The following is a 23070-nucleotide window of genomic DNA, read 5'->3' as shown; positions in this document are numbered from 1 at the left end:
TGCTTCAGTGGCCTTCTACCTCAATCAACGACTCCTGAGCCTAGCGTGGGCAGAGCCCGCCGGCGAACCTCTTGACTCCATTATATTAGAATACCAATCTAGTTTAATGGAGTCACCCGACATTAACGCCCACCTCGCCGAGCGCCTCCGCTTCCTGCGCGGAGATCGCGGCCTGACCCTCGACGGCTTGGCCGAGCGTACAGGCGTCAGCCGCTCGATGATCTCGCTGATCGAGCGCGGCGAGAGCAGCCCCACGGCCGCCGTTCTCGACAAGCTCGCGGCAGGGCTCGGCGTGACCCTCGCCTCCCTCTTCGCCGAACGGGAGAGCCCCGCCGCCTCGCCCCACGCGCGGCGGGCCGACCAGCGCATCTGGCGCGATCCCGACACCGGCTATCTGCGCCGCAACCTGTCCGCCCCCGGCTTCCCCTCCCCCATTGAGCTGGTCGAGGTGATCCTCCCGGCCGGGGCGCGGGTGGCCTATGACACGGGCCCCCGCCTCCTGGATGTCGGGCAGCAGGTCTGGATGATCGAGGGCGAGATCGAGCTGGGTGTCGGCGACGACATCTATCGCCTGGCGACAGGCGACTGTCTCTCCATGCGGATAGATCTGCCGGTCCTCTTCCACAATCCCGCCGAAAAACCCGCCCGCTACCTGGTGGCGCTCGCCACCTTGAGGAACTCTCCATGACGAACGATGTCATCATTCGCGCCCTCGCCCCGCAGGAGGCTCTGGACCGGGTCCGCGACCTCTCCGCGGTCCTGATCGACTGCGTCGAGGGCGGCGCCTCGGTGAGCTTCATGCTGCCCCTGACCCAGGAGCGGGCGGACGCCTTCTGGCAAGGGGTCGCTGAGGGTGTCATCGCAGGCGACCGCATCCTGCTCGTCGCCGAGGATCCGTCCGACGGGCGGATCGTGGGCACCGTACAGGTCGTGCTCAAGCAGCCGGAGAACCAGCCTCACCGGGCCGATATCTCCAAGATGCTGGTTCATCGCCGGGCGAGGAAGCGCGGCGTCGGAGCGGCCCTGATGTGCGGGGCCGAAGAAGCGGCGCGAACGGCAGGCAAGACCGTGCTCGTCCTCGACACCGTCACAGGGGGTGATGCGGAGCGCCTCTATGAGCGCGTCGGCTGGAGCCGGGTCGGCGTGATCCCGAACTATGCGCTCTGGCCCCAGGGAGGCTTGTGCGACACGACCGTCTTCCACAAGCAGATTGCCCCGGACTGAGCGGGTTTTAGGCCCGCGCCGCCTCGATAGCCTCCGGGATCAGCGCCTCGATGGCTTCGATGCGCTCCTGCGGAGCCGGATGGGTCGACAGAAGCGCCGGGGCGCCCCCTCCCCGCTGTTCCATGCGCCGCCAGAGCTCCGCCGCCTCGCGGGGATCGTAGCCGGCCTTGGCCATTGTGAAGAGGCCGAGCCGGTCGGCCTCGAGTTCCTGGGAGCGGCCGTAGGGACGCACGAGACCGAACTCGACGCCGACCCCGAGCAGGGCCGCGATCTCGCGGGCGAAGGCCACATCGTTGATCTGCAGCAGGAAACCGATGAGGCGCAGGCCCCATTGCCTCAAGGTCTCGGCCGAAACCCGTTCCCGCGAGTGCTCCGCCTGGAGATGCCCGATCTCGTGGCCGATCACGGCGGCAAGTTCTCCCTCGCTCTGGGCGGTTCGGATCATGCCTTCGAGCACGCCGATCTTGCGGCCCGGCAGCACGAAGGCATTGGCCTCGGGCTGAGCGAAGACGACCGTCTCCCAAGCGGCCGGGTTCTCACCTGCCGCAACGAGGAGCCGCTGTGCGATGGCCGCCACTCTCCGCTGCGCCTCGGCGTTGCGGGATATGGGCATCTGCTGCCGCAGCCTGGACCAGGTTTCGAGCCCAAGCTGCTCCACGGTCTCGTCCGAGACGAGGAAAGGCGCGATCCGCTCGCAGCCGGCGAGAGCGGGCGCGACGCCCGCGCAGACCATCAGGCCCAGGGCCCTGCGTCGCGTGAACCCGCCTGACGCGGAGGATGTTCGGTCGGAGAAACAGGAGATGCACATCATTCTGACAACTCGTGAGAACCGGAGCGGTTGCCGGCCGCACCAGGAGAGCACGGCCCAGAGAGCTATCTGGCAAGATTTGGGGAAAGCGCAATTCCCCTCTCCTCCAGCAGGTCGCGGAAGGCATCGGACTTCAGATAGGCCAGTTCCGCCGGACGGCTCTCCACGGCCGGATCGAGCCCGCGCAATTCATCGTCCACGTAGCCGGGATGGCACATGACGACGGGGCTAGGCCCCAACTCGGAGAAGGCCTCCTCGAAGACGCGGGATGCGGGAACGGAGAGATCGAGGGGCGCGAAGCCGGAGAAGCCGTCATTCGTCCTGAACCCGGCGACATGGGCATCCCGGGAGAAGCCCCGAGTCAGGGACATTACGATTACGGCCTTGTTGCGCCCGATGGGGCGGCGCAGGACGGCTCCCACTCTCTCGAAGGGATCGCGCAGCCAGACCCGCCCGGCATAGCCCTTTCCTTTCAGCACCTGGATCAGCGCCCGCCGGATGCCCGGCAGCGCATGCACGTGCTGGTGCCCGTCGATGAAATCGGGAAGATCGCCATGGACATCCAGAAAGGCCTCGACCTGACGGGCGATTTCTTCATGGATCTCATCGACAGGCAAGCGGCCCCTCAGGGCCCTGGCCAGCAACGGCTTGAGAGGTGGAAACACCCCCGATGGGGCCAGATGCGGCATGGCCCTCAGAGGAGCGCCGGTCGTGAGATTGAGGTGCAGCCCGATGCCGATACGTCCCTTCAAAGCCTGGAGCTCGGGAGCCGCCCGCCGCCAGCCGGGCATGTTGGTCATGGCTCCCGTCGCAGAGAGGCGGCCCATTTCGGCCAGTTCCACGATCCCCCGGCTCACGCCGTCGCAGAGGCCGAAATCGTCGGCGCAGAGAACGACGGGTCGGGGCAGGCGCATCGCAATCTCCAAGCTCGGCTTTCCATCGACCATAAGGCCATTCCACGAAGGGGAAAGCCGGTTTCCGGCAGATCACACGGCAATAGAATAGCAACCCATCCGGAGCAATCTGAGATGAAAAAGCAGCAGGGCCCTTGAGCGAAGCGGCAAACTCGGCTCTTGATGCACCCAATCATCGAAGGGTCCGTCCGTGGCGTCTCCGAAACTGAGCGTTATCATCCCCGTGCACAATGAGAGCGCCAACATCGCGCCCTTGTGCGAGCGCCTGCTGCCGGTCCTGAACCGGATCACCTCGAACTGGGAGGTGGTCTTCGTCGATGATGGTAGCCGTGACGACACCCTGGCCCTGATCAAGGAAGTCAGCCAGAAAGAGCCCCGGATCGGGGCGGTCTCGTTCAGCCGCAATTTCGGCAAGGAGATCGCGATTGCGGCAGGCATCGACCATGCCCGGGGCGATGCGGTGGTCATCATGGATGCGGACCTGCAGCATCCGCCCGAGATGATCGAGACCTTCGTGGAGCGCTGGCGGGAAGGCTACATGATGGTCTACGGCCAGCGGACCGACCGCTCGGACGAGACCCGGATCAAGCGCGGCTTCGCCCAGCTCTTCTACCGCCTGTTCTCTCAGTTCGGCGAAATCGAGCTGCCTGCAGGCGCGGGCGATTTCCGGCTCATCGACCGGAAAGGTGTCGAGGCCCTGCGGACGCTGGGTGAGCGGGCCCGTTTCTCGAAAGGCCTCTATGCCTGGATCGGCTTCAAGGGTACCGGCGTGCCTTTCGTGGTGGAGGAGCGCAAGTTCGGGGCCTCCAAATGGAGCTTCCGCAAGCTGTTCCGCTTCGCCTTCGACGGCATCGCCGCCTTCTCGACTGCGCCGCTGCGTATCTGGACCTATCTCGGCTTCATCATCTCGTTCCTGGCGATTGCGACCGCCATATTCTTCATGATCCGAACCCTGCTGTTCGGGACCGACCTGCCGGGCTTCCCGAGCCTCATCGTGTCCGTCATGTTCTTCTCCGGCATCCAGCTCATGTCGCTCGGTATCGTCGGCGAATATGTGGGCCGAATCTTCGCCGAGGTGAAGCGGCGTCCGCTCTACGTGGTGGCCGAGCGGATCGGAGGCGCAGCAGAAGTGAGCAGCAGCCTTGTGCCGGAGACGCCCCAGTTGCGCCGGGCCTGAGCCATGTTCAAAAAGATCCTCTCCGTCGGGGGCTGGACCCTCGTCTCACGGCTGACCGGCTTCATCCGCGACGTGGTGATTGCGGCGGTAATGGGCGTCGGCCCCGTGGCGGACGCCTTCGTCGTCGCCTCCCGCATCCCCAACCATTTCCGCGCCATCTTCAGCGAGGGAGCCTTCAACAGCGCCTTCCTGCCCACCTATGCGGGCGTGCTGGAAAAAGACGGCGCTGCGCCGGCGCGCTCGTTCGCCAGCCGTATCACGACCCTGATGCTGATCGTGCAGGTCGCCCTGCTCGCCATTGCGCTCGTCGCCATGCCGGTCGTGGTGAACCTGCTCGCCCCCGGCTTTTCGGATGATCCCGCCAAGTTCGACCTTGCGGTGACGCTCACGCGCATCACCTTCCCCTATCTCCTCTTCATCACCCTGGTGACGATCCTCTCCGGGATCCTCAACGCCCATGAGCGCTTCGCAGCGGCGGCGGCGGCACCGGTCCTCCTCAACATCTCCATCGTGGCGGCTCTTGGGCTCACCTTCCTCTTCCCCAATGCGGGATACGCCGCTGCCTGGGGCGTGGCGGCAGCGGGCGTCCTCGAACTCCTGCTGGTCTGGATTTCAGCGAAACGGCTCGGCGTCGCGCCGGGGCTCAAAGCACCGCATTTCGACGGAGCGATGAAGCGCTTCTTCAAGGTCCTGGGACCGGCAGTCGTCGGCTCGGCGGGCGTTCAGCTCGCGCTTTTTGCCGACACGATCATCGCCTCACTGCTGCCGACCGGCGCAGTCGCCTCGCTCTACTATGCCGAGCGCATTTACCAGTTGCCCCTCGGCGTCATCGGCATCGCAGCGGGCACGGTGTTGCTGCCCGAGATGAGCCGCCGGATTGCGGCTGGCGACGTCGTTGGCGCGCACGGGGCGCAGAACCGGGCCGTCGGCCTGACGCTCGCGCTCGCTGCACCCTTCGTTGTCGCCTTCCTCACCTTGCCCGACCTCATCATGTCGGCCCTGTTCCAGCGCGGAGCCTTCGATGCCGAAGCCGCCGCGCGTTCGGGCGCGGTTCTGGCAGCCTATGCCATCGGCCTTCCCGCCGCCGTCCTGATCCGCTCGGCGGTCGCGAGCTTCTATGCACGCTCGGATACGGCGACGCCCCTGATAGCCTCCCTGTCGGCGGTTGCGGTCAACGTCGCTCTGAAGATCCTGCTCATGGGGCCCTACGGGGTCGTTGGCCTCGCGCTCGCGACCGCCATCGGCATCTGGGTGAACCTGGGCCTCCTCGTGCTCCTTGCCATGAGGCGGGACTGGATGGCTCCCGGCGGCGCACTCGGTCGCACCGCAACGGCAGTCGCCTGCGCCAGTCTCCTACTTTCGGCCTTCGCCCTTTTCGCGCCCGTGCCGCTGGAGGAATGGACCAATCTCCTCCCCGCCTGGCGCAGCGAAAGCCTCCTTGCGATCCTCGGGGCCACCGGCGCACTGATCTATGGCGGCGCGCTGCTCGCCGGGCTTAAAGCCCTCGGGGTCAGGCTGTCACGGCGCTGATGGGCTCCAGCGTGAACAGGTCCCGTTCGGCGGCGATGCCGCGGAGCCGGTGACGGCCGAGTGGGCGGACCGGGAGCGGGCTCGCGGCCGCAACGTAATCCGACATGACGACCTCGCATTCGAGGTTCCGGCAGAGCGCCTCCATGCGGCTCGCCTCGTTGACCGCCGGGCCGATCACCGTGAAGTCGAGCCGGCCTGCGGCCCCGATATTGCCGTAGAACACGTCGCCGCAATGGAGGGCGATGTCGAGGTTGAGAGGCGGCTCCCCAGCATATTGGCCATTGACCGCTCGATTGCGGATAATGGCATCCTGGGCTGCCAGCACCGCAGCCGCGCAGGCGGCGTCCTGCGGCCGTTCCTCCGTGATCGGAAAGGCGGCGAGAACGCCGTCGCCCATGAATTTCAGCACCTCGCCGCCATGCGCCGCCACAGGCTCCGCCATGGCCTCGAGATGCCGATCGAGGCGGGCGAGGAGCGAAGTGCCGGCAGTGTCCGCCAGTTCCGTGAAGCCGCGAAGGTCGGCGAAGAGCAGGGCTGCGGTGAGCATCGTTCCGGAGCCGCGCCGGATCTCCCCGCTGAGCACCCGGCGTCCCGCCGAGAAGCCGACATAGGTGTCGAGCATGGCGACCGTGAGATCGAAGAGGGTCATCCGATAGGCGGCAAGCCCCAGAAGGGGCAGGAGCGCATCGACCCGGCGGATTTCCTCGGGACTGAATCCTTCAGGGCGGCTGGAGGAGAAGGAGAAGCCAATACCACGCAGGTCCGGGGCGCTCGCATTTTCGAAGCTGAAAAGGCGCGCCAGGTAATCCGTTCCCCCTTCCCGCCTCACGTCCTCGAACACGCTGAACCGGCCCGCATCGGGGCTGTCGACCCGCCAATAGCAGCTGGTCTGCTCGGTGCGCATCATATGGGCGAAGGGGCTCAGCTCGAAGGCGCTTGCATTGCGCTCATGGGAGACGCCCTCGACCGTCAGGCCGGCCGAGCGGGTCCAGACATGGGTATAGACGCGGATCGTCGGGTTGACGGTCGGCAGGGCGATATAGGCCCGTACCAGAGGCACGCCTTCCGCAATGAGCCCCTCGACGAAGCCGGAGAGAAGCGTTCCCATCTCGGACCCGCGCAGGCCCTGTTCGATAATCCACTCTTCGAGGTTTGCCATGGCGATGTCCTGCCGTTCCCACCGGAACGCCTCTACGCCACAAGATTGAACGAATTGTGCTTCAACGGCTTGCGTGACGCGCAGCCCCGCCCGTCCCTGCAATCTCCGTCAGGAGTTTTCGTCGGGCAGCGATCGCGAAGGGCCGGGTCTCGTCGGCGGTCTCAACGAAGGAGCCCGGGCCACCAATGACGCTCTGGCCGTAATAGTCTTCCAGCGGCATACCGCCCGGACCGCCAGGCCGACCGCTCCCGGGGCGGCGGATGGCGAGGGCATTGATGATGAAGCCCTTACCCAACGCATCGGTCCGCGCCTCCTCCAGAGACCTGCCCCCTCTGTTGGGCCCGTCACCCGAGACGTCGATGACCTTGCGCGTACCCTCATAGGCATTGGTTTCGACAAGGCGCACGGAAAAATCGATGGCGTTGGAAATCGAGTTATAGCCGGTAGCCCCGCGCGGCGCGCTCATGAGCTTGTCGGCGAAGTTCCTGGCGCTCGCCTCGTCGCGGATCACATGCCAATCGACCACGAGCACCTGCGAACTCGGCCCGCCCCATTCCATGAAGGCGACCGCGATGGCCCCGACAGGCCCGTTCCGGATACTGGAGAGCACCTCTTCGCTCATCAGGGCGTCGGCCCAGCCCTTACGCTGGAGGCGCAGTTCCTCATTGTCGATGGAGCCCGAGCCGTCGGAGGCGAAGACGAGTTCGAGATCGACGGATTCCGCCTTGGCCGGCACCGCCATGAGGCCGAGGATCAGGAGACTTTTCAGGAAGGATCGCATGAGGTGCTCCAGCGAAGGTCCGGCAATGGACGCATTGCGGAAGCCATCTAGTGCAGGCAAGGACCGGGTCACCCGGCCGGCAATCACACAATCGAGACCTGCAGTCTCTCGAAAAGGAGACCGGCCGCAGCAGGGCGGCGGCCGGTCGGGATTGAGGTTGTTCCGGCTCAGCGGGCCTTCAGAAGCTCCGCGACGTCGAGCAGGATGAACTCGTTGTCGTCAGCCTTGTTGGGCTCGCGGCTGGACGAGAACGGCAGGTTGTTGTCGTTGCCGACGATGATGTGCCGGTCGTCGACCATGTCCACGTTCTCGATGGTGAAGAACGGGAAGGTCAGCACATTGCCGTTGAGGGGCTTTCGCGCCTTCTTGTTCGGGTCGGCGATCTGCATGAGGTCGACATGGCCGATCTTCCGAGCCTGGCCGTTCGCATTGGCGTCCGACAGCTCAACCTTCACGATGCGCTTGAACTTCGCGAGGTCATGGAAGCAGTCGGGCCGCTTCTCACCCTGCGGGCAGGCCTTGTCGGCGGTGCCCTCGCCGTTATCGCGCTCGATGATCAGGCCCGTCGTGCCGTCGATCATGTTGAAGTCGCCGATAGCGAGACCGTTCTGGTCGAGGACGTACTTCCAATGACGGCCAGTCCATTTCTCGTTCGCCACATCGAACTCGAGGATACGGAGATACTCGCGGCCGTCGATATTCTCCCACTGCTTGTTCCCGGCATCCCAGACCGGGCCTTCGAGGAGCGCATAGAGGAACTTGCCGTCCTTAGAGGCCGCCATGCCCTCATAGCCCTTCGACCGGCGCACGGTGAAGTCGACGTTGGCCGTGGGCGTCGCAGGCGTCGTGATTGCGTAGTGGTCGGGCGAGCGCGCCGGCTTGCCGTCGACCATCGTCTCGTAAACGGCCTCGATCCTGCCCGAGCGGTCGGCCTTGATCAGAAAGGGGCCGAACTCGTCAGCGATCCAGATCTTGTCCCCGATGGGCTGGAAGCTTTCGATGTCGAAGTCGGAACCGGTGAGATAGCGCTTCTCGGTGCCCTCATTCGCGATCCGGAACGGGACCTTCTTGTCCGGATCGTGCAGGAAGACGGTCGCGAGGCGCTTGGCCGACCCGTCATTCCAGTCGATCCTGTAGTGGTTGAGATACAGCATCGAGTCGGGCGAGTTCGCCTTGGAGCCGAAGCCGTTATCGGTCAGGACCCAGAATGTCCCGTCGCCGACCGACTTGATGCCCGAATGCCCCTGGAGAGGCTGGCCATTGAACGGAACCTTCACGCCGGTCGGCCGGCCGCCGGACAGGCCTTCGACGGTGCCGAGTGCCTCGACGCGCTTGCCGGTGGTGAACTTGCCCGAAACCTTGAGATCGGCGGGAGCATCCGACGGAGCCTCGACGAAGCTCTGGGCCGGGATAACGACATGGCCGGCGAGCGTCGCCGGGAATTGCTGCTGCGCCAGGGCGCTGGTGCCGAGCAGCAGGGTCAGCGGCAGGGCCGCGAAAGTACGGACAGACATCTTTCACCTCGTTGGCTTTTTCAAGCGAGGTGTCTCTAGAAGAAGCCCGATGTCTGTCCGTTGACGTCTCGACGACAGTCGGATGACGCTGGGGAAATCTCCCCAGCTGTCTCCTTACGCAGCCTGGCTCACGCCCTTGCCGTGGGCGAAGGCCCAGTAGAGCTCACGGGCGCGGCTGTAGAACGGCCCGGGCTGGAGGTCGCGACTGTCGATGCGCAGCACCGGCATGACCTTGGAATAGTTGCCCGAGATGAAGATCTCGTCGGCCGCGGCGAAATCCTCATAGCGTAGGGTGCCCTCGACCACCTGGACGCCGTCATCCCGCAGGAGCTGGATCACGCGCTGGCGGGTGATGCCGTTGAGGAACGTGCCATTGGGGTAGGGCGTATAGACCACCCCATCCTTCGCCATGAACACGTTGGAGGTGCCGGTCTCGGCCACGTTACCCAGCGCGTCGCAGACGAGGGCGTTGTCGAAGCCCTTCTCCTTCGCCTCGCGGATCACGCGGGCGTTGTTGGGATAGAGCGCACCCGCCTTCGAGTCGGTCGGCATGGATTCGAGCGTCGGGCGGCGGAAGCTCGACTTCATAACAGAGAGCCCGCCCGGCACCGGCATCGGCGCTTCGAAGAGCGAAAGGCAGAACTGGGTCGATTCCGGGTCCGGCGCAATAGTGGCGAGGCCCTCGGCCTCGCCCCAGTACATGGGCTTCACGTAGAGCGCCGTGCCTGGCGCAAACTTCTTCACGCCCTCGCGGACGAGCTCATGGATGACCTTCGGGTCCATGGTGGGCTTGAGGCCGATGGTGAGGGCCGAGCGGTTCACACGCTCGCAGTGCCGGTCCATATCGGGCATGACGCCCTCGAAGACCCGCGCCCCGTCGAAGACCGAGGAGCCGAGCCAGGAAACGTGCGACCGGGGCCCGATCAGGGGCGGATTGCCCTCATGCCATGCGCCGTTGAACCAGTTCCAGGTCTGCGAATACCAAGCCACGTTCGTTGTCCTTATCGGTCAGAATGCCTGTCCCATCGAACCGCCTGCGACCGGCCCCGTCAATCGTTCAGCCGCTAGCCGGGACATAAAGTCTTGTGATGGGTCGCATGAGAGGAGCTGATCGGTTGCCTCTGGGGAAGTCCGGTGCGAAGCTTGCCTTCATGTCGTCTTCTGCCGCCCTCCCCGCCCAAGCCAAAGCCGTCGTCTTCGACGCCTATGGAACCCTGTTCGATGTCCATTCGGCCGTCGCCCGCCATATGGGAGCGGTCGGGCCGGAGGCTGCGAGGTTCTCCGAGGTCTGGCGCACGAAGCAACTCGAATATTCCTGGGTCCTGTCGCTCGCAGGGCGCTATGAGCCCTTCTGGTCCTTGACCGAGCAGGCCCTCGACTATGCCTTCGCGCGCTTTCCGGACGTCGACCGCTCCGTCAGGCCGCTTCTTCTGGAGGCCTACCGCACACTAGACGCCTACCCCGAGGTTCTGGGGACCCTGAACGCACTGCGGTCGCGGGGCCTGAAAACCGGCATCCTCTCGAACGGCGATCCCGGCATGCTCACCGCCGCCGTGGAATCGGCAGGCCTTGCAGGCAGCCTCGATGCGGTCCTCTCGGTCGATGCGGCAGGCATCTTCAAGACGAGCCCGCGCACCTACAAGCTTGCCCTGACATCCCTTTCGCTCGAGGCGGACGAGATCGCCTTCGTCTCGTCCAACCGCTGGGACATCGCAGGCGCGACCGCCTTCGGCCTACATACGATCTGGGTGAACAGGCTGGGCCTGCCGGACGAGTATGCGGAGCTTGCGCCTCAAGCCGTGGTCACGTCGCTCGACAGGCTGGTGTGAGGCGTAGCCTCACCTCTCCCTGAGGGAGAGGTGATCCGGCGCTTCGCTGGACTGATCGCTCACAGCAAACCCGTCGTTCCAATTCCGCGAGGATAGTTTCCACTGCGCCATCAAGGTTGTCATAAATCTCCGCATTGACGAAGCGTATGACAAGGTAGCCGCAAGCCTCCAGGACGCGAACTCGCTCGACGTCTTGCCGGATTTCCCGGTCCGTTGAATGGGTTGCGCCATCCACTTCGATGACGAGCTTTGCATCGAGGCACACGAAATCGACGACATAACGGTCAATGGGATGCTGGCGCCGGAACTTCCAACGCGCCAGCTTGCGATTTCTCAGCGCCTGCCACAACAGAGCTTCGGCGCCTGTCTGCCGCTGGCGAAGCTGTTGCGCCCGCTGAATGAAACGCTGCATCCCTGCTTGCTATGTCCACTACTCCGCCAGAGCCGCCAGAATCCGGGCCCAGGAGCGGGTGCCCTTGTGGAAGCTCTGGAGGTCGTACTTCTCGTTCGGCGAGTGGATGCGGTCGTCATCGAGGCCGAAGCCGACAAAGAGGGTGTCGAGGCCGAGCGTGCGCTTGAAATCGCCGCCGACCGGGATCGAGCCGCCCATGCCGATAACGATGGGCTCCTGCTTCCACTCGTCGTGCAGCGCCGCCTTCGCAACCGTGAGGGCCGGAAAATCGTGCGGCAGGGCGAGCGCGCGGGAGCCCTTGTGCCTGATGAACTCCACCGAGCAGTCAGCGGGAATCCGCTCACGCACGAAAGCCTGGAAATTCTCCGAGATCCTGGCCGGGTCCTGATCGCCCACGAGGCGGAAGGAGACCTTGCAGCTCGCCTGTGAGGCGATCACCGTCTTGGTGCCCTCGCCCGTATAGCCGCCGATGATGCCGTTCACGTCGCAGGTCGGGCGGGACTGGATCTGCTCGATGAGCATGCGGCCCTTCTCGCCGGCGGAATGCTTGAGACCAACCTGGCCGAGGAACTCCTCCTCCGTCAGGTTCAGGCCCTTCCACTGATCGAGGACCTGCGTGGGCGTCTCAGGGACACCCTCGTAAAAGCCGGGGATCGTGATCCGGCCATTGTCGTCGTGGATGGCGGCGATGATCTTCGAGAGCACGTGGATCGGGTTGCGCGCCGCGCCGCCGAACGTGCCCGAATGCAGGTCGCGGTCGGCGCAGCGTACGATCACTTCCTCATAGACCATCCCGCGCAGGGACGAGGTGATCGCGGGCGTGTCCCGGTCCCACATGCCGGTGTCGCAGACGAGGGCCACGTCGGTCTTCAGCTCATCCTTGTTGGCCTGGATGAATTCTGGGAGGAACTTGGAGCCGTCCTCCTCCGCGCCCTCGACGAGGAAGGTGATGTCGATGGGAAGCGAGCCTGTCACCGCCTTCCAGGCGCGGCAGGCCTCGACGAAGGTCAGGACCTGACCCTTGTCGTCGGACGCGCCACGGGCGCTGATCGCCTTGCGGCCGTCCGGCAGGGTGACGATGCGCGGCTCGAAGGGCGGTGTCTCCCACAGCTCCAGCGGATCGACCGGCTGCACGTCGTAGTGACCGTAGAAAAGCACATGCGGCTTCGCCCCGCCCTTGGCATGGCCTACCACCGCCGGATGCCCGCCGGTCTCCCGCAGGGACGCCTCGACGCCGATGCCCTTGAGTTCGTCCACCAGCCACTGGCCCGCAATGCGGCAATGGTCCTTAAAGGCGGGATCGGTGGAGATCGAGGGAACCTTCAACCACTGGAACAGCCGCTCCAGGGAGGCGTCGAGGTCGGAATCGATTTTCGCGAGAACTTGGTCGAGCTTGGACATGGTGCGATAGCTGCCTGGTGAGAGAGGTTACTTCAAGAGGTATCCCTTTGAACCCGGCTGTTGCAAGACGGGTTTCAGGTTCCGGGCGAGCCGTCCAGAAGCTTTGTCATGTAGACTCGCTTGAATCCCTTCTCCTCGCCACGGTGGGTCTCGATGAAGCCCAGGCGCTCGTATAAGGCGACATTCTCGGTCATCGCCTCGTTGGTGTAGAGCCGCAGCCTACGCAGGCCACTCTCTCGAGTAACCTTCTCGGCGAAGGCGATCAGCTGGCGACCGTAGCCGCGCCCCTGCGCCTCCGGCCGCACGGCAACATTGTCGAGAAGCATCGTGTGATCCTCCGGCAGCAGGACGAGAACTCCCTGAACTTGGCCATTGTCGCAAAGGACATGGACCTGCCGCCGTGCGATCAGGGCGGCGTAATCATCGAGCATCGGCCCCGGTTCGCGCCCGATCAGCGGAACGTAGCGAACATAAGCGGCGTGAACGACCGCCTCGATCTGTGCAAGGTCCTCTAGATCTGCGAGGCGGATCTCCATAACGCCCCTCCCGGAACCTACCGCCTCAACAGCCCGCCCAAGGTCCCCCGCACGATGGCGCGGCCGAGGGAGCTGCCGCGACGGCCGCCGATGGACTTGCCGATTTCGGCGGCGAGGGTGCCCACCGTCTGGTTGACGACGGTGCGGGTAACCTCCCGGGTGACCCGCTGGCCGACCGTGAGGTTCCCCTTCCGCTGACCGCTCGTGCCGAAGATGTTGTTTAGTATGTCGAGAATGCCGCCTCCGCCCTCTGCCGCCTTGGCATCCGCCGTCGCCTGCTCGGCGCGCTTGGCGAGCATTTCGTAGGCCGATTCCACATCGACGGACTGGTCGTATTTCCCTCTCATGGGGCTCGAGACCACGATCTGCTGGCGCTCGGCCTGGTCGATGGGCCCGACCTGCGCCATGGGCGGCGCGACGAGGGTGCGCTCCACCATGGAAGGCGCGCCCTTGCCCTCCAGCATCGAGACCAGGGCCTCGCCGACGCCGAGTTCGGTGATCGCCTTCTCGGCGTCGAAGGCCGGGTTCTGGCGGAAGGTCTGCGCCGCCACACGCACCGCCTTCTGCTCGCGCGGGGTATAGGCCCGAAGGGCGTGCTGGACCCGGTTGCCGAGCTGCGCCAGCACGGTCTCCGGCACGTCGACCGGGTTCTGCGTGACGAAATAGACGCCGACTCCCTTGGAGCGGATGAGGCGTACCACCCGCTCCACGGTTTCGATCAGGGGCTTGGGCGCATCATTGAAGAGAAGGTGCGCCTCGTCGAAGAAGAAGATGAGCTTGGGCTGGTCCAGGTCGCCCACCTCCGGCAACTCCTCGAACAGCTCCGACATCATCCAGAGCAGGAAGGTGGCGTAGAGGCGCGGATTGTTCATCAGCTTGTCCGCCGCCAGGATGTTGACGATGCCGCGCCCGTCCCGGTCCGTGCGCATCAGGTCCTTGATGTCGAGCGCAGGCTCGCCGAGGAACTCCTCGCCCTTCTGGTTCTCCAGCACGAGAAGTTGGCGCTGGATCGTGCCGATCGAGGCCTTCGACACGTTCCCGTAGGCGGTCGTGAGTTCCGAGGCGTTGTCGGCGACGAGCTGGAGCAGCGCGCGAAGATCCTTGAGATCGAGAAGCAGGAGCCCCTGCTCGTCCGCGATGCGGAAGGCGATGTTGAGCACGCCCTCCTGCGTGTCGTTGAGGTCGAGCAGGCACGAGAGCAGCAGCGGCCCCATCTCGGAGATCGTGGTGCGAACCCGATGCCCCTGCTCGCCGAAAAGGTCCCAGAACACGACGGGAAAGCGGTCAGGCACATACTCGATGCCGATCTCCTGCGCACGGCGGACGAAAGGCTCCTTGGCTTGGCCGGGAGCGCCGATGCCCGAGAGGTCCCCTTTGATATCGGTGGCGAAGACGGGAATCCCCGCATTGGAAAAGCCTTCCGCGAGCACCTGCAGCGAGACGGTCTTGCCCGTGCCGGTGGCGCCGGTGATGAGCCCGTGCCGGTTGGCGAGCCTCAGATCGAGGTATTCCGGCTTGGTGCTTTTGCCGATGAAGATCTTGCCGTCCTCGAGCATTGTCTATCTCTCCAGAATCTGTCCTGGGATCCTAGACGCCTTGTGGCGAGTTTTCACGCTCAGGTTCCTTGATTTAATAGTTCATATGTGAACCATCTGGCCCACCGCAGTTTCAGGAGAATCACATGGAAGAGCTTATCGCGCGCGTCACGCAGAAGACCGGCCTCGACGCAGCCACCGCCCGCAAGGCCATCGGCATCATCCTGGCCTATCTCCAGAAGGAAGGACCCCAGGCCGAGGTCAACCAGCTCATCGCGGCCATGCCGGGCGCCGAGGACGCCATCGAGCAGTCGAAGACCGGCGCTGGCGGCGGCCTCATGGGCATGATGGGCTCCATGGGCGGCGGCGTGATGGCGCTGGGCGGCCAGCTCATGGGCACAGGCGTGTCCATGGGCCAGATGCAGCCCCTGGGCAAGGAACTCTTCGCCTATGGCCGCGAGAAGGCCGGCGAGGACGTCATGGGCCCCATCGTCGGCTCGATCCCGGGGCTGTCGCAGTTCGTCTAACGCTGCACATTCTCATCCCCGCGAAGGCGGGGATCCATAAGCACGACAGCTAGAGGCGAGGCGCTAAAGTACCGACAGCGCATTTTCCGGCCAGCATGGCATTTATGGATTCCGGGCTCGGCTCTTGCGAGCCGCCCCGGAATGACAAAGCGCTGTTGGAAATTAGAGGCATTCCCACCGCACCCTCGTCCCGGTATTGTCCCGCGCCAATGACGCTGCCCTCCTTCGGACGGGGATACCCATGGACGATCTTTCTCTCGCCGCAGATTTTCCTCAGGCCTCCCGCGAGCAATGGCTCAAGCTGGTCGAGGGCGTTCTGAAGGGGGCGGACTTCAATAAGAAGCTCGTCGGGCGCAGCCATGACGGCATCGCCATCCAGCCGCTCTATCCGAAGGCGGATGAAGCCGTGCAGGTGGCGCGTGCGGAGGCAGGCCGCTGGCGGGTGTCGCAGCGCGTTGACCATCCCGATCCGGCCAAGGCCAACGAGCTCGCCCTTCTCGATCTCGAGGGTGGCGCGGACGCGCTCACGCTCGTCACCCGTAAAGCTCCCGCCTCGCGCGGCTTTGGCGTCAGGATCGATTCCGTCGACGATCTCGACCGGACGCTCTCCGGCGTGATGCTCGACCTCATCCACCTGCGCCTCGACGCGGGCGGCCATGGACGGCAGATGGCGGCGCTGATGCTGGCGCTTGCCGAGCGGCGCGGCCACCAGTTCTCCGATCTCTCGCTCGATCTCGGGCTCGACCCCGTGGGCGCCATGGCGGCGATGGGCAAGATGTCCGCATCCTGGGGTGCTGTCGGCCAGCGCATGGGTGATACGCTGGCGGATCTCGCCCGGCGCGGTTTCACGGGCCGCGCTTTTCTTGCGGATGGGCGGGTGTACCACGAGGCGGGAGCAAGCGAGGCGCAGGAACTGGCGGCCGTTCTGGCGACGGGCCTTGCCTATCTTCGCGCCCTGGAAGCGCACGGCCATTCCCTCGATGCCGCCCGCAATGCTCTCTCTTTCCTGCTGGTGGCCGATGCGGACGAGTTCTTCACCGTGGCCAAATTCCGGGCGCTGCGCCGCCTCTGGGCCCGTGTGGAGCAGGCCTGCGGATTGGAGCCGAAGCCGATCCGCCTTCACGCGGAGACCGCGTGGCGGATGACAACCCGCCGCGATCCATGGGTGAACATGCTGCGCGCCACAATCGCCGCCTTCTCCGCCGGCATCGGCGGAGCGGATGCGACCACGGTGCTGCCCTTCACGGCGGCGCTCGGCCTGCCGGATGCCTTCGCGCGACGGGTGGCGCGCAACACACAACTGATTCTGCTCGACGAATCCAACCTCGCCCGCGTAGCGGACCCGGCCGCAGGCGCGGGCGGCTTCGAGGCGCTGACGGACTCGCTGTGCGACAAGGCCTGGGCCCTGTTCCAGGAGATCGAGCGCGAGGGCGGCATTCTGCAAAGCCTGACCGGCGACAAGCTCCAGGATCGCATCGCCGCCGTGCGAGCCCAACGGGAGAAGGCCGTCGCCACGCGCAAGGAGCCGATCACCGGCACGAGCGAGTTCCCGAATATCAAAGAGGCCGAGGTGTCAGTTTTGTCCCCCTCCCCCTTGTGGGGTGGGGCCAAGGCTTCAGACCATGACGCCGACACCCCCACCTCCAACTCCTCCCCGCAAGAGGGAGGAGAGCCCGTCGGCGCGGCGGCAAAGGTGGAAACCCCATTCTCCGCCCTCGTCCGCATGGCGGCGGAGGGTGCAGGCCTGCCGCAGCTGGCAGGCACCGCTTCCGGCCCGTCTCCCGTGGCGGTGGCTCCCCTGCCCTCCATCCGTACGGCCGAGCCTTTCGAGCGCCTGCGCGATATTGCGGATGCCTACCGCGCCCGGACGGGATCGCGCCCGAAGGTCTTCCTGGCCAATCTCGGAACGGCGGCAGATTTCACCGCCCGCGCCACCTTCGCCAAGAACTTCTTCGAGGCAGGAGGAATAGAAACCATCATGAACGATGGATTAACAGATCAGGACAACATTAAGTCTACCTATGGTGCGAGCAACGCCAAGCTTTCCTGCATCTGCTCGACAGATGAAATTTACAAACTTCATGCCCCTGCGACCGCAAGGACCTTGAATGACGCTGGGTCAAAACTTATCTTCCTGGCTGGCCGCCCCGGAGAAGACGAAAAAGAGCTGATCGAGGCGGGGGTCACCACTTTCATTTTTGCTGGGTGCGATGCCCTCAAGGTTCTGAGCGAGGCTCTCGAAGAGGCCTGCGCCTGACCATTGAGACTTCCTCCCGGCCTCAGGACCGGGAGGAGCACGGTTAATGAAGTTTGCAAAACAGTCAGCTATGGCCCTGGGCTTCGGCCTGATGATCGTCGGCAGCGCCGTCGCAGCCCCGAAGAATAAGCATGACGGCACCTGGAAGGTGCAGATGGTCACGGATGCCGGTATCTGCGGCAGCAGCTACAGCTATGACATCGTCGTCGAGAAGGGCAATGTCCGCTATATCCCCAACGCGGGCGAAGCTTCGGCAGATGTTTACGGGCGGATCGCCCCGAGCGGCGCCGTCAATCTCGACATCCGCCGCAGCTCCGCCAAGGTGGACGCCCTCGGCAGCCTGAAGGGTCGGACCGGCTCGGGCACCTGGAAGGTCGACCAGTATGGCTGCACGGGCCGGTGGACCGCGCAGAAGAGCGCCAACACGGTCGAGGCCAAGCTCTAATCGGCGTCAGGCGCATGGCATCGGGCCGCCTCATCTTCGGATGGGGCGGCTTTTTCATGCTCTCGAAAAGCTGAACAATTCCGCAGGAACTGCCCGAAAGACCTCACGTTGTCTCCGACACTTTCAGCAAAGGTTTATTGGAGTTGTTTATGCAATTGGCGTCCTGGCCCTGTGCCGTCCTTGCCGCAGCATTCATTGCCGCTCCCATCGCCTCGCCGGCCCAAGGCCAGACGGCTCGGTTCGACGGCTCCTGGAGCGTCGAGGTCGTCACCGAGCAGGGCGCCTGCGACCGGGCCTACCGCTACAACGTCGTCGTCCAGAACGGTCGTCTGCGTTATGGCGGGGCCGAGAGCTTCAATGTCAGCGGCCAGGTCAGGCCCAACGGCGCCGTCGCCGCCACGATCTCGCGCGGACAGGACCGGGCGGTGGTACGGGGCAACCTCTCGGGCAATTTCGGCCGCGGCACCTGGGCCACTTCGGGAGGGCGCACCTGCTCGGGCTACTGGGATGCGGAACGGCGGAGCCGCTAGCCCCTACGATGCTCCGGTAGCATCGCGTGGAGGGATGCCCTAGAATGGGTCGAACCGTTTCACCGGCAGGGCATCCATTTCAAGGCCATGACCAGCATTCCGGACTTCACGAGCATCCCCTTCGCCGACGCGCCCCTGGCGCCCTCCTCCGCTAGCGCCGCGGAGCCCTGGCTGACGCCGGAAGGGATTTCGGTAAAGGGAGCCTACGGCCCCGGGGATCGGAAGGGCCTCGACTTTCTCGACACCTATCCCGGGATCGCGCCTTATCTCCGCGGTCCCTACTCCACCATGTACGTGAACCAGCCCTGGACCGTGCGCCAGTATGCCGGGTTCTCCACGGCCGAGGATTCCAACGCCTTCTACCGGCGAAACCTCGCAGCCGGGCAGAAGGGGCTCTCCGTCGCCTTCGATCTCGCGACGCACAGGGGCTATGATTCCGATCATCCGCGCGTGGCGGGCGATGTGGGCATGGCGGGGGTCGCCATCGACTCCATCTACGACATGCGCACGCTGTTCGCCGGCATTCCGCTCGATCAGATGAGCGTGTCGATGACCATGAACGGCGCGGTGCTCCCCATCCTCGCCCTCTACATCGTGGCGGCGGAAGAACAGGGCGTGCCGGCGAGCAAGCTCGCGGGCACGATCCAGAACGACATTCTCAAAGAGTTCATGGTGCGCAACACCTACATCTACCCGCCCAAGGGGTCGATGCGCATCATCTCCGACATCTTCGCCTACACCTCGGCGAACATGCCGAAATTCAACTCGATCTCGATCTCCGGCTACCACATGCAGGAGGCCGGAGCGACGCAGGATCTGGAGCTGGCCTATACCCTCGCCGACGGGGTGGAATACATCCGCGCCGGCATCGCAGCCGGGCTCACCATCGACCAGTTCGCGCCGCGCCTGTCCTTCTTCTGGGCGGTGGGCATGAACTTCTTCATGGAAGTGGCCAAGATGCGCGCCGCGCGCCTCATCTGGGCCAAGCTCGTGAAGGGCTTCGATCCGAAAAGCGAGAAGTCGCTGCCCCTGCGCACTCACTCCCAGACCTCCGGCTGGTCGCTCACCGCGCAGGACGTGTTCAACAACGTGGTGCGCACCTGCGTGGAGGCCATGGCGGCGACGCAGGGCCATACGCAGTCGCTTCACACCAACGCCCTCGACGAGGCGCTGGCGCTGCCGACCGACTTCTCCGCCCGCATCGCTCGCAACACGCAGCTCTTCCTGCAGCAGGAAAGCGGCACGACCCGCATCATCGATCCCTGGGGCGGCTCTTATTACGTGGAGCGTCTCACCTATGAACTCGCCCACAAGGCCTGGAGCCATATCCAGGAGGTGGAGGCGCTCGGCGGCATGGCGAAGGCCATCGAGGCGGGCATCCCGAAGCTGAAGATCGAGGAGGCCGCCGCCCGTACCCAGGCGCGCATCGATTTAGGCCACCAGAAAATCATCGGCGTGAACGCCTTCCGCGCCAGCGAGGAGGCCGCCATCGACATCCTCAAGGTGGACAATGCAGCGGTGCGCGCGAGCCAGATCGAGAAGCTCAAGCGCCTGAAAGCCGAACGCAGCCAGGCCGATGTGGATGCGGCGCTCGCGGCTCTCTCGAAGGGCGCTGCGGGCAATGACAATCTGCTGGACCTTGCGGTGAAGGCCGCCCGCGCCAAGGCGACGGTGGGTGAGATTTCGGATGCGCTCGAAAAGGTCTGGGGCCGTCATCGCGCGGAGATCAGGGCGATCTCGGGCGTCTACAAGCGGGAGGTCGGCATGGGATCGCCAGCCGTTGAGCGGGTCCGCCGTCTGGTGGAGGAGTTCGAGCACGACGACGGCCGCCGCCCGCGCATTCTCGTCGCCAAGATGGGACAGGACGGGCACGACCGCGGCCAGAAGGTGATCGCCTCGGCCTTCGCCGATCTCGGCTTCGACGTGGATATCGGCCCCCTCTTCGCCACCCCGGCGGAGGCTGCGCGGCAGGCCATCGAGAACGACGTGCATATCATCGGCGTCTCGTCGCTCGCCGCCGGCCACCTGACCCTGGTGCCGGAATTGAAGGCGGAGCTCGCCAAGTATGGCCGCGACGACATCATGATCGTGGTCGGCGGCGTGATTCCGCCGCAGGATTTCGACGCGCTCACCAAGGCTGGCGCATCCGCCATCTTCCCGCCAGGCACCGTGATCGCGGATGCAGCCGTGAACCTGATCGAGGAATTGAACCGCCGTCTCGGCTACGGTCCGAAGCAGGCCGCGGAGTAACGCCGCCTGCCGCGCATTGGCCCGTCGATAAGGCCTTAGAACCCGGCCTTCAATCCGAAGGTCAGGGCCAGCGTGGTGAGGTCGGCGCCGGCGGAGGGCTTTGGCAGGTGGGCTGCGAGCCCATCGACGGTCTTTATCCGCGTGCTGCCTCTCGCCTCGAGGAACTTCTGGTACTCGACCCGGCCCGTCAGGGCGATGCTGTCGGTCAGGGCGTATTCCACGCCGAGCGCTGCGCCGAGCATCCGGTCCGGGGCAAAGGCCTCCTCGAAAACCAGCCCTCGCAAGTTGTGGTGGTCCTTGTCATGCGCCATAACGAAGGGGCTGCCGATGACCTCTGCGTTGACCGTCAGATTGTCCCCGGTGTAGCGCACCCCCAGGCCGAGATAGGGCGTGTGCCACCATTGCTGGTAGGCTATGCCGAGCAGGCCCGGCGGAAAGCTTCCCTCAACGTCGCGAAAGCCCATCTCGCTCGAGTAGATGTATGAACCGCCATAGGCGTTCATCTTGAAGGTCTGGAAGCGGTAGCCCGCAATCCCGCTGACCCTGATGCGCCCGGCATCGAAGAGTTGCGCCGCAGCGGAAGCATCGACCTGGTAGAATTTGGCGAGTTGGGTATCCTTGCTGTGCGACCAATGAGTCCAACTGTCGAAGCCGTCATAGCCGGCCAGCCAGTCGAAATCGTCCATGGCGTTGTCTGAGTCGAGGACGGTGAAGCCGGCCCCTTTCACTTCGAGCCAGTCGAGGGGCTTGAAGATCACCCGCACACCGATGATCGCCGCCCCGTCAATCTGCCAGTCGAGCTGGCTGACCTTCGATCGGTCGCCAGGCACGTTGTAGACATACTCTCCGGCAGTGCCCGTGAAGTAGCCGCCAAAAACTTCGGCCGAGAAGATGCCTCCCGGCTTTGCTGTCGAGGCAGCCGCCGGCGCGGTGCTGACGGTGTCCGCGGCTCGCGCCTCGATACCTCCCATGAGGATCAGGCATGCAGTGGCGCCTCCGCAGCACAGGGCAGCTTGTCTTCTCGCAAAAGGCACAGGCGAACTCCAGGGACAGCCGATAGGACGAATAACATCCAGAATGTCTCCTGCGGTAAAGCCAAGCTAAGGCAGCGTCTGTAGTGCCGAAACCACAGCCTGCCGCAAAGGAAGCGATTGAAACGCTACACCTTCTCCCGCTCGATTGCCCGCTTCACCACCTGCTGCACTTCCTTGTTCGAGAGGAACAGGTCGTGGTTGATGGTCATGAGGCCGCCGCCGAATTCGGAAGCGTCGGCAACGCGAACTCCCAGAGCTTCCAGCCTGGCGCGGTCGGCGGCGCCGGCGCGGATGATGCCGCCGGCAAGGCGGCTCGACACGGCAAGCGCCCGGTCGTTGGTGGAGCTGATGACCGTAATCTTCTTCGCATCGGGCCCCAGCCGCTCCAAGCCGCGGGCGAAAAGATCGATGTCGATGTCGGGGGCCGCCAGCACCACCGCGCCGATGCGCTCCATGGCGCTGTCGCCGCCGGTGGCGCGCAGCATCCTCAAGGTCTCGAGGGTCAGCAGAGTGCCCATGCTGTGCGCCACGATGTGAGTGCGCCCGCCGCTCGGCGTCTTGGAAATGGCGGCCAGGAGATCCTCGAGCGCATCGCGCGACCACATGGCGCTCTCGCGGTCGGCCACGTAGCTCAGGGTCGAGGCGGCGGAAGGCCAGGTGAAGAGGCCGGTCGCTCCCCGGAATCCGATCCCCTGAGACAGCTCGATGGTCGAGGTCGCAGCGGTCTCGAAGCTCTCGCGATAGCCGTGGATGTACAGCAGCAGGTCACGCCCGAGCGCAGCCTGCGCGAAAGCCTGCGCGCCATTGCTCGTCGTCAGCGAATCCACACCTGCGATGCTCCAGCCGCCGGACGTCACGCGCCCGATCAGCGAGTCTGAGGGCGGTCGCAGCTTGGCCTCGGCAAACACGAGGTCCGGCGAACGCTCGCTGCCGAACCAGGGCTCCTCCCGCGCCTCGGCAACCGGCAGGCGCGTCGTCGCGACGAGGAGCGTTGGGTCCTTGGACAGGCCAGCGCCGGGCGAGGCCACCGCGCTGGTCAAAGCGGAATCGTCCCCGAGGCAACCGGAGAGGGCAAGGCTTGCAAGGCCGGCGAGAGCGAGGCGTCGGGTGATCGGGAGCATGAAGCCTTCAGGAGAAGATGCAGGAGGAAAGAAAGGGAGGTGCTGTTTTGCGTCCGATCATGGCGGGCGCAAGGCAGGCTTCCACG

The 23070-nt window shown here is 64.9% G+C and carries 22 protein-coding genes; 10 read left to right on the top strand and 12 right to left on the bottom strand.

Translation table 11 applies throughout. The annotated features are described in order from the left end of the window. Positions 1-106 precede the first annotated feature (106 nt). Positions 107-688, top strand: a complete 582-nt coding sequence (locus LG661_RS16685; protein ID WP_230533012.1) for a helix-turn-helix domain-containing protein — start codon at positions 107-109, stop codon at positions 686-688. Next, positions 685-1224, top strand: a complete 540-nt coding sequence (locus LG661_RS16680; protein ID WP_230533011.1) for a GNAT family N-acetyltransferase — start codon at positions 685-687, stop codon at positions 1222-1224. The genes LG661_RS16685 and LG661_RS16680 overlap by 4 nt, the downstream gene beginning before the upstream one ends. A gap of 7 nt (positions 1225-1231) precedes the next feature. Here LG661_RS16680 and LG661_RS16675 read toward each other — a convergent pair whose 3' ends face one another. Then, complete coding sequence (locus LG661_RS16675; protein WP_230533010.1) at positions 1232-2035, bottom strand: M48 family metallopeptidase; 804 nt, start codon at positions 2033-2035, stop codon at positions 1232-1234. Positions 2036-2097: 62 nt separating this feature from the next. Then, a complete protein-coding gene (locus tag LG661_RS16670; protein ID WP_230533009.1) occupies positions 2098-2946 on the bottom strand; it encodes a ChbG/HpnK family deacetylase in 849 nt (282 codons plus the stop codon). Positions 2947-3136: 190 nt separating this feature from the next. Between LG661_RS16670 and LG661_RS16665 the strand changes: the two genes are divergently transcribed. After that, positions 3137-4123, top strand: a complete 987-nt coding sequence (locus LG661_RS16665; protein WP_230533008.1) for a glycosyltransferase family 2 protein — start codon at positions 3137-3139, stop codon at positions 4121-4123. A 3-nt stretch (positions 4124-4126) separates the two neighbouring features. Beyond that, positions 4127-5653, top strand: coding sequence for a murein biosynthesis integral membrane protein MurJ (murJ, locus tag LG661_RS16660; RefSeq protein ID WP_230533007.1), 1527 nt, complete (start codon positions 4127-4129; stop codon positions 5651-5653). Here murJ and LG661_RS16655 read toward each other — a convergent pair. The 4 genes from LG661_RS16655 to LG661_RS16640 form a co-directional block, all read right to left on the bottom strand. Continuing rightward, positions 5634-6812, bottom strand: a complete 1179-nt coding sequence (locus LG661_RS16655) for an adenylate/guanylate cyclase domain-containing protein (RefSeq protein WP_230533006.1) — start codon at positions 6810-6812, stop codon at positions 5634-5636. The genes murJ and LG661_RS16655 overlap by 20 nt on opposite strands. A 61-nt stretch (positions 6813-6873) precedes the next feature. Beyond that, positions 6874-7593: a DUF1194 domain-containing protein gene (locus tag LG661_RS16650; RefSeq protein WP_230533005.1), complete on the bottom strand. Its 720-nt coding sequence runs from the start codon at positions 7591-7593 to the stop codon at positions 6874-6876. A 167-nt stretch (positions 7594-7760) separates the two neighbouring features. Then, positions 7761-9107: an esterase-like activity of phytase family protein gene (locus LG661_RS16645; RefSeq protein WP_230533004.1), complete on the bottom strand. Its 1347-nt coding sequence runs from the start codon at positions 9105-9107 to the stop codon at positions 7761-7763. Positions 9108-9221: 114 nt separating this feature from the next. Beyond that, complete coding sequence (locus LG661_RS16640) at positions 9222-10097, bottom strand: branched-chain amino acid aminotransferase (protein WP_230533003.1); 876 nt, start codon at positions 10095-10097, stop codon at positions 9222-9224. A 161-nt stretch (positions 10098-10258) separates the two neighbouring features. Between LG661_RS16640 and LG661_RS16635 the strand changes: the two genes are divergently transcribed. After that, a complete protein-coding gene (locus tag LG661_RS16635; RefSeq protein ID WP_230533002.1) occupies positions 10259-10936 on the top strand; it encodes a haloacid dehalogenase type II in 678 nt (225 codons plus the stop codon). On the opposite strand, the gene LG661_RS16630 is transcribed toward LG661_RS16635, so the two are convergent. The 4 genes from LG661_RS16630 to LG661_RS16615 form a co-directional block, all read right to left on the bottom strand. Further along, positions 10911-11348, bottom strand: coding sequence for an endonuclease domain-containing protein (locus LG661_RS16630; protein WP_230533001.1), 438 nt, complete (start codon positions 11346-11348; stop codon positions 10911-10913). The genes LG661_RS16635 and LG661_RS16630 overlap by 26 nt on opposite strands. 18 nt (positions 11349-11366) lie before the next feature. Next, complete coding sequence (locus tag LG661_RS16625) at positions 11367-12749, bottom strand: M20/M25/M40 family metallo-hydrolase (RefSeq protein WP_230533000.1); 1383 nt, start codon at positions 12747-12749, stop codon at positions 11367-11369. A gap of 74 nt (positions 12750-12823) precedes the next feature. Next, the gene (locus LG661_RS16620) at positions 12824-13285 is read right to left on the bottom strand and encodes a GNAT family N-acetyltransferase (RefSeq protein ID WP_230532999.1); all 462 of its coding nucleotides are present in this window, start codon (positions 13283-13285) and stop codon (positions 12824-12826) included. 17 nt (positions 13286-13302) lie between these two features. Continuing rightward, the gene (locus LG661_RS16615; protein ID WP_230532998.1) at positions 13303-14841 is read right to left on the bottom strand and encodes a helicase HerA-like domain-containing protein; all 1539 of its coding nucleotides are present in this window, start codon (positions 14839-14841) and stop codon (positions 13303-13305) included. A gap of 125 nt (positions 14842-14966) precedes the next feature. On the opposite strand from LG661_RS16615, the gene LG661_RS16610 reads away from it, so the two are divergent. The 5 genes from LG661_RS16610 to scpA all read left to right on the top strand — a co-directional run bounded on the left by LG661_RS16610 (position 14967) and on the right by scpA (position 20829). Further along, entirely contained in the window at positions 14967-15347 is a 381-nt protein-coding gene (locus tag LG661_RS16610) for a DUF2267 domain-containing protein (RefSeq protein WP_230532997.1), read from the top strand. 241 nt (positions 15348-15588) lie between these two features. Then, positions 15589-17604: a methylmalonyl-CoA mutase subunit beta gene (locus LG661_RS16605; protein WP_230532996.1), complete on the top strand. Its 2016-nt coding sequence runs from the start codon at positions 15589-15591 to the stop codon at positions 17602-17604. 46 nt (positions 17605-17650) lie between these two features. Then, the gene (locus tag LG661_RS16600) at positions 17651-18049 is read left to right on the top strand and encodes a hypothetical protein (protein WP_230532995.1); all 399 of its coding nucleotides are present in this window, start codon (positions 17651-17653) and stop codon (positions 18047-18049) included. Between the two features lie 149 nt (positions 18050-18198). Continuing rightward, positions 18199-18579, top strand: coding sequence for a hypothetical protein (locus tag LG661_RS16595; RefSeq protein ID WP_230532994.1), 381 nt, complete (start codon positions 18199-18201; stop codon positions 18577-18579). An 87-nt stretch (positions 18580-18666) separates the two neighbouring features. Beyond that, positions 18667-20829 (top strand): methylmalonyl-CoA mutase, encoded by a 2163-nt coding sequence (scpA, locus tag LG661_RS16590; protein ID WP_230532993.1) that lies wholly within the window; start codon positions 18667-18669, stop codon positions 20827-20829. 35 nt (positions 20830-20864) lie between these two features. Here the strand turns inward: scpA and LG661_RS16585 are convergent, their stop codons facing one another. Both LG661_RS16585 and LG661_RS16580 read right to left on the bottom strand, forming a co-directional pair. Next, positions 20865-21800 carry an omptin family outer membrane protease gene (locus tag LG661_RS16585; protein WP_230532992.1) on the bottom strand — a complete coding sequence of 312 codons (936 nt, stop codon included), beginning with the start codon at positions 21798-21800 and terminating at the stop codon, positions 20865-20867. Positions 21801-21988: 188 nt separating this feature from the next. Further along, positions 21989-22984 carry an alpha/beta hydrolase gene (locus LG661_RS16580; protein WP_230532991.1) on the bottom strand — a complete coding sequence of 332 codons (996 nt, stop codon included), beginning with the start codon at positions 22982-22984 and terminating at the stop codon, positions 21989-21991. Between the last annotated feature and the right edge of the window lie 86 nt (positions 22985-23070).

The organism is Microvirga roseola, from assembly GCF_020866965.1.
In the GTDB taxonomy this organism is placed as follows: domain Bacteria; phylum Pseudomonadota; class Alphaproteobacteria; order Rhizobiales; family Beijerinckiaceae; genus Microvirga; species Microvirga roseola.
This window is presented reverse-complemented; position numbering and strand designations above follow the sequence as displayed.

Coding starts and splice junctions, on each gene's coding strand:
- LG661_RS16685 (WP_230533012.1), top strand. CDS start 107: ATGGAGTCACCCGACATTAACGCCCACCTCGCCGAGCGCCTCCGCTTC.
- LG661_RS16680 (WP_230533011.1), top strand. CDS start 685: ATGACGAACGATGTCATCATTCGCGCCCTCGCCCCGCAGGAGGCTCTG.
- LG661_RS16675 (WP_230533010.1), bottom strand. CDS start 2,035: ATGATGTGCATCTCCTGTTTCTCCGACCGAACATCCTCCGCGTCAGGC.
- LG661_RS16670 (WP_230533009.1), bottom strand. CDS start 2,946: ATGCGCCTGCCCCGACCCGTCGTTCTCTGCGCCGACGATTTCGGCCTC.
- murJ (WP_230533007.1), top strand. CDS start 4,127: ATGTTCAAAAAGATCCTCTCCGTCGGGGGCTGGACCCTCGTCTCACGG.
- LG661_RS16655 (WP_230533006.1), bottom strand. CDS start 6,812: ATGGCAAACCTCGAAGAGTGGATTATCGAACAGGGCCTGCGCGGGTCC.
- LG661_RS16650 (WP_230533005.1), bottom strand. CDS start 7,593: ATGCGATCCTTCCTGAAAAGTCTCCTGATCCTCGGCCTCATGGCGGTG.
- LG661_RS16645 (WP_230533004.1), bottom strand. CDS start 9,107: ATGTCTGTCCGTACTTTCGCGGCCCTGCCGCTGACCCTGCTGCTCGGC.
- LG661_RS16635 (WP_230533002.1), top strand. CDS start 10,259: ATGTCGTCTTCTGCCGCCCTCCCCGCCCAAGCCAAAGCCGTCGTCTTC.
- LG661_RS16630 (WP_230533001.1), bottom strand. CDS start 11,348: ATGCAGCGTTTCATTCAGCGGGCGCAACAGCTTCGCCAGCGGCAGACA.
- LG661_RS16625 (WP_230533000.1), bottom strand. CDS start 12,749: ATGTCCAAGCTCGACCAAGTTCTCGCGAAAATCGATTCCGACCTCGAC.
- LG661_RS16620 (WP_230532999.1), bottom strand. CDS start 13,285: ATGGAGATCCGCCTCGCAGATCTAGAGGACCTTGCACAGATCGAGGCG.
- LG661_RS16615 (WP_230532998.1), bottom strand. CDS start 14,841: ATGCTCGAGGACGGCAAGATCTTCATCGGCAAAAGCACCAAGCCGGAA.
- LG661_RS16610 (WP_230532997.1), top strand. CDS start 14,967: ATGGAAGAGCTTATCGCGCGCGTCACGCAGAAGACCGGCCTCGACGCA.
- LG661_RS16605 (WP_230532996.1), top strand. CDS start 15,589: ATGGACGATCTTTCTCTCGCCGCAGATTTTCCTCAGGCCTCCCGCGAG.
- LG661_RS16600 (WP_230532995.1), top strand. CDS start 17,651: ATGAAGTTTGCAAAACAGTCAGCTATGGCCCTGGGCTTCGGCCTGATG.
- LG661_RS16595 (WP_230532994.1), top strand. CDS start 18,199: ATGCAATTGGCGTCCTGGCCCTGTGCCGTCCTTGCCGCAGCATTCATT.
- scpA (WP_230532993.1), top strand. CDS start 18,667: ATGACCAGCATTCCGGACTTCACGAGCATCCCCTTCGCCGACGCGCCC.
- LG661_RS16585 (WP_230532992.1), bottom strand. CDS start 21,800: ATGGGAGGTATCGAGGCGCGAGCCGCGGACACCGTCAGCACCGCGCCG.
- LG661_RS16580 (WP_230532991.1), bottom strand. CDS start 22,984: ATGCTCCCGATCACCCGACGCCTCGCTCTCGCCGGCCTTGCAAGCCTT.